The sequence below is a fragment of the Lysobacter antibioticus HS124 genome, from assembly GCF_000336385.2.
GTDB lineage: Bacteria > Pseudomonadota > Gammaproteobacteria > Xanthomonadales > Xanthomonadaceae > Lysobacter > Lysobacter firmicutimachus.
This window is the reverse complement of the sequence record NZ_HG424611.1, coordinates 17518-21632: the sequence shown is the minus strand read 5'-3', so window position 1 is coordinate 21632 and position 4115 is coordinate 17518. Positions and strand designations below refer to the sequence as shown.

The following is a 4115-nucleotide window of genomic DNA, read 5'->3' as shown; positions in this document are numbered from 1 at the left end:
CGCGCGGCGGCGCCGCGGCCGCCAGGGCCGGGCCGCGCGCGCGGCACTGCCAGGTGATCCGGCCGACTTCTTCGCCCTGGTAGAGCTGGCGGATGGTGACGCTGGCGCCTTCCAGGCGCACCGACTTGGGCGCGCGCAGCAGCAGCCGCGCCGGCAAGCGGGCGGCGCGCGGCAGCGGCAGCCCGCACAGCGGCAAGCGCGGCAGCGCCGGCAGGCTGAGCACGGCCTGCCGGCCCTTGCGCGGCGTTTCCAGCTTCCACGGCGCCGCTCCGGCGATGCGGTAGGCCAGATCGCGCGGCAGCTCCAGCCGCAGCTCGGCGCCCTTGGGCAGGCGCCGCACGATTTCGAAGTCGAACGCGCGGGCGCGGTCCGGCGTGCCGGTGATCAGGAACGGCAGCGCCAGCCCGACCTGCGGATCGGCCGGCGGATCGACCACGTTGAAATTGCGCCAGGTGACGTTGTTGTGTGCGCGGATGTAAGCGCGGAACGCGTCCCAATCGAAGTTCGGCGGGCCCGGCGGCGGAGGCGGCGCGGCATCGCGCGGATGGCTGACGCTGGCGACGAAGCAGTAATGGCCGGGGCCGGGGATGTCGGCCTCGGGCCAGACGATCGGCGCGGCCACGGTCAGTACGTCGCCCAGCGGCACATCGACCGGCGCCGAGGTGCCGATGAAATTCCACAGGTCCGGGGTCAGCAAGGTCGCGACCGGACTCCAGTACACGCTGGCGCGCACATCGTCGGCATCGGCGCCGCCGCGGTTGCGCATGCGCACGTAGAGGTAGTTGTCGTGGCCGGTTTCGGCCTCGTGGCCGAGCGCGTTGCTGTTCTCGGTGCCGCTGCCTTCGCCGAACGCAGCGTTCGGGTCGGGCACGGTCGCCGGCAGCAGGATCACGTCCGGGCTGGCGCTGATCGAACCGGTCGACGGCACGGCGCCGCTATCGCCGACGTGATCGCGCAGGTACACGTCCGGCGTCAGCCCCAGCGTGTTCTCGACGATTGCGCGCAGGTCCGGCATCACGCCGATCGCGCCGGCGAGGCCGCCGCCTTGCGGCGTATTGATCGCCGGGTCCGACAACAGGCTGCGCATCTGCGCCGGCGACAAGCGCGTGCCGGTAGCGGCCGCGTGCATGCCCTGCACGATCAGCGCCGCGCCGGTCACGATCGGCGAGGCCGAACTGGTGCCGTTGAAGCCGGCGGTGTAGGTGCGCTCGTCGTCGCCGCCGCCGTTGTCGAGGGTGCCGTAACCGCAGGTGGTGACGTTCTCGCCCCAGGCGTAGCAATCCACCCGCGAGCCGTAGCTGGAGAAGCCGGCTCGATCGTGCGGCAGGGACGATTCGGCGGCGCCGACCACGATCGCGCCGGAGTCGCGGAAATCCGGGCTGGCGCGGTTGAACGCCTGAACGCCGCTGCCGTCGAGATAGCTGTCGAGGTCGTTGTTGCCGTTGCCGGCGGCCTCGACCACGATCACGCCCAGCGCGCTGGCCAGGCGGATGGCGTCGAAGTCGGCGTCGTCGACTTCGGTCATGATCGCGCCGGCGCGCTGCACTTCCAGCAGCAGCACGTCGCCCACCGCCATGCTCGGCAGGGCGGCGACGATGGCGTCGGCCACATGCAGGGCGGTATCGGTACCGGCGTCGTAGTGCGACGTGACCCGCACCGAACCCACGTCCGGGGCGATGCCGACCACGCCCAGGGTGTTGTCGACCGCGGCGATTTCGCCGAGTACGGCGGTGCCGTGGTTGCCCTTGTAGGCGCCGACGCCGTCGCGGTTGTCGCCGTAGATCAGGCTCGGCGCGTGCGCGACAAGATCCTCGTGGCCCAGGAACCAGCCCTGTTCCAGGTCGACCACGCCGGTGCCGGCGCCGGTGCCGTTGGCCTGGGTCCAGGCCCAGCGCGCGTCGATGCCGTCCGGCGCTGGGTCCAGATAGCCTTGGCCGACGGCATAGGGGTCGTCGCTGTCGTCGACCGGATCGCTCACGTCCAGTTCGCGGTAGGCGTCGGCGATTTCGCTGAGCGCACGCAGGCGCGCGACCAGCATTTCGGCCTGCTCGGGACGCTGGCGCAGATCCAGGCGCCAGTAGCCGGTGAGGCTGCGCAGCGGCGGGAAGGGCGAGTTCGCGGCGCGCTTTTCCAGTTCCCGCAGGCGCTTGGGGTCGAGGCTGCGGATCAGCGGCCGGGTCGACTCGACGCCGGTCTCGTCGAGCAGCTTGGCCAGCGCGGTCAGTTTGTGCTTGCGCGCCAGGGCGCGCAGGTCCTTGTCGGCGGCGGGCGCGAAGCGTTCGCTCAAGCGTGCGATCACGAAGCCGCTATAGCCTGGGCCGCCCGCGGTGGCGGGCGGCTGCCGCGGCGGACGGGTCGGCCCGCCGGCGCAGGAAAACGCCGGGATGCAATGTCGGGATTTCATCTCGAACCTCCTTGTGTTCGGCCGCAATCGGACGCGGACCCGATGCTTGCGGTCGGCCACATCCTTGTTTTCCCCCGTGCGGCGCTGCCGGACGGCGGTAAACGCCGCTTCGATTTCGACGGCGTCGTTACTGTCAGCGAACGCGCGCGCCGGCGCCGGTCGGCCACTCTTGGGCAGTCTTCCGTGCATCGGCGCGTGGCCGGCGTTGCGGGTCTTTTCCGTCGCCGCGACCGGAATCCGCCGCTGGGGCGAGTGGGGCAGGCCGCGATCGGGAGTTGCCGCGGCGGAAATATTTTCGAATCGTCAATCGCGCCTGCGCTGCTCGACGGCGCCGATTCTCGGCCGCGACTGCGCGCTGTGAAGCGCGACGAACTCAACTGTGATTGATGCGGGCAGAACCGACATCGGCCTGGCCGACGCCGACCGGCTGCGGCGTAGCCAGACAGGCGCATCGCCGGATCTCGGTGTCGCGCCCGCGCCTCGGCACTTCCGCGGCGCGGATGACGATCGCGCTACGGTCCCTGCTGGGCTTGGCGCGAAGTTTCGCTGTCGATCACGGCGTGGCGTGGAAGTCGCTGGCGCGATCGACGTTCCCGACCGTCCCATTCCATCGAGGAGTTCGCCATGAAGCATGCAACGACCCAGCGCCGTTCGTCCCAACTTGCCGTGCTGGCTGTTTCGGCCTTGTTCGCCGCATCAGCGGCCGCCGCGCCGCTGGTCTGCACCGACGCCGTATCGGCCAATGTCGCCGTTCCCCAGAACACTTGGGTCAATATCGACGCCAATTGCCCCGTCGGCTACAGCGCCACCGGCGGCGGCTACGTGTTCAACGAAGGCAGCGGCGGGGTGATCGGCATCTGGGCGATGTCGATCCCGAACGGCAACGGCTGGCGCACCTGGGTGGTCCAACACAATCCCGGCGTGCGCCACGTGCAGACCTACGTGCGTTGCTGCCGTACGCCATAAGCGGCGCCCTATGCGGGCATCGCCGTCGCCGCCTTGCGCGGCGACGGCGATGAGCCGCGAAGCTTGCGGATCAGGGCAGCTTGGTGCCCTGGTCGGCGATGGCGACCCAACCGCGGCCGTTATGGCTGTAGGTGACCCCGGTGAGGGCGCGCTGGCGGTAGCCGATGCGCGGGATCTCGTACACGGTTTCGTACAGGATGTAGGCCGAGCGGCAGCCGTCGACGACGCGATAGCGCTCGGTCCAGCTCCACTTCGCTTCGCGGTTGGCGAAATGGCTGGCCAAGGCGGCCATGACCGCATCCAGGCCGATGCGTACGCCGCCGCTGTCGAACACGGTGACCGAACGCTCGTCGTGGATCGCGCGGAACGTTTCGGCGTCGTAGTCGCGGAACGACTCCATGTCGGTGCGTTGGGCGATCTCGAACTGGCGCGCGCAGATGCGCGCCAATCCCTCGCCGATGCCGAGGCCTTGTGCCGCGTCGGCGGCGGAGGCGGCCGGCGCGAGGCCGATCAGCCCGGCGGCGAACGCGGACAGAGCGAGGCGGCGGAACGGAATGCGCAGCGTAGTCATCGTTGGAACCTCCTGGTGGGCGAGGCGACCTTAGGACCGCTTTCGCCGCGTTGGGAGGGCCAATTCGTCCGCGCCGGGCAGGACCAATCGCCCCTGCGCGCACAGCACGCTTAGCCTGATCCAGCCGCGGTTTTCGGCTGTGCCGTGCTTGCGTTTGCGTTGCGCGCGCACGCG

At 70.3% G+C, this 4115-nt stretch carries 4 protein-coding genes; 2 read left to right on the top strand and 2 right to left on the bottom strand.

Features of this window, described 5'->3' with window-relative positions:
• Positions 1–2404, bottom strand: a 2404-nt coding sequence (locus TX83_RS21665; protein ID WP_186442685.1) for a S8 family peptidase, incomplete at its 3' end; no start/stop codon positions are given.
• A 42-nt stretch (positions 2405–2446) separates the two neighbouring features.
• Here TX83_RS21665 and TX83_RS23570 point away from each other — a divergent pair.
• Both TX83_RS23570 and TX83_RS21660 read left to right on the top strand, forming a co-directional pair.
• Complete coding sequence (locus TX83_RS23570; protein ID WP_186442684.1) at positions 2447–2791, top strand: hypothetical protein; 345 nt, start codon at positions 2447–2449, stop codon at positions 2789–2791.
• A gap of 237 nt (positions 2792–3028) precedes the next feature.
• Positions 3029–3370, top strand: coding sequence for a hypothetical protein (locus TX83_RS21660; RefSeq protein ID WP_064750055.1), 342 nt, complete (start codon positions 3029–3031; stop codon positions 3368–3370).
• A 70-nt stretch (positions 3371–3440) separates the two neighbouring features.
• On the opposite strand, the gene TX83_RS21655 is transcribed toward TX83_RS21660, so the two are convergent.
• Positions 3441–3941, bottom strand: a complete 501-nt coding sequence (locus TX83_RS21655) for a hypothetical protein (protein ID WP_064750054.1) — start codon at positions 3939–3941, stop codon at positions 3441–3443.
• Between the last annotated feature and the right edge of the window lie 174 nt (positions 3942–4115).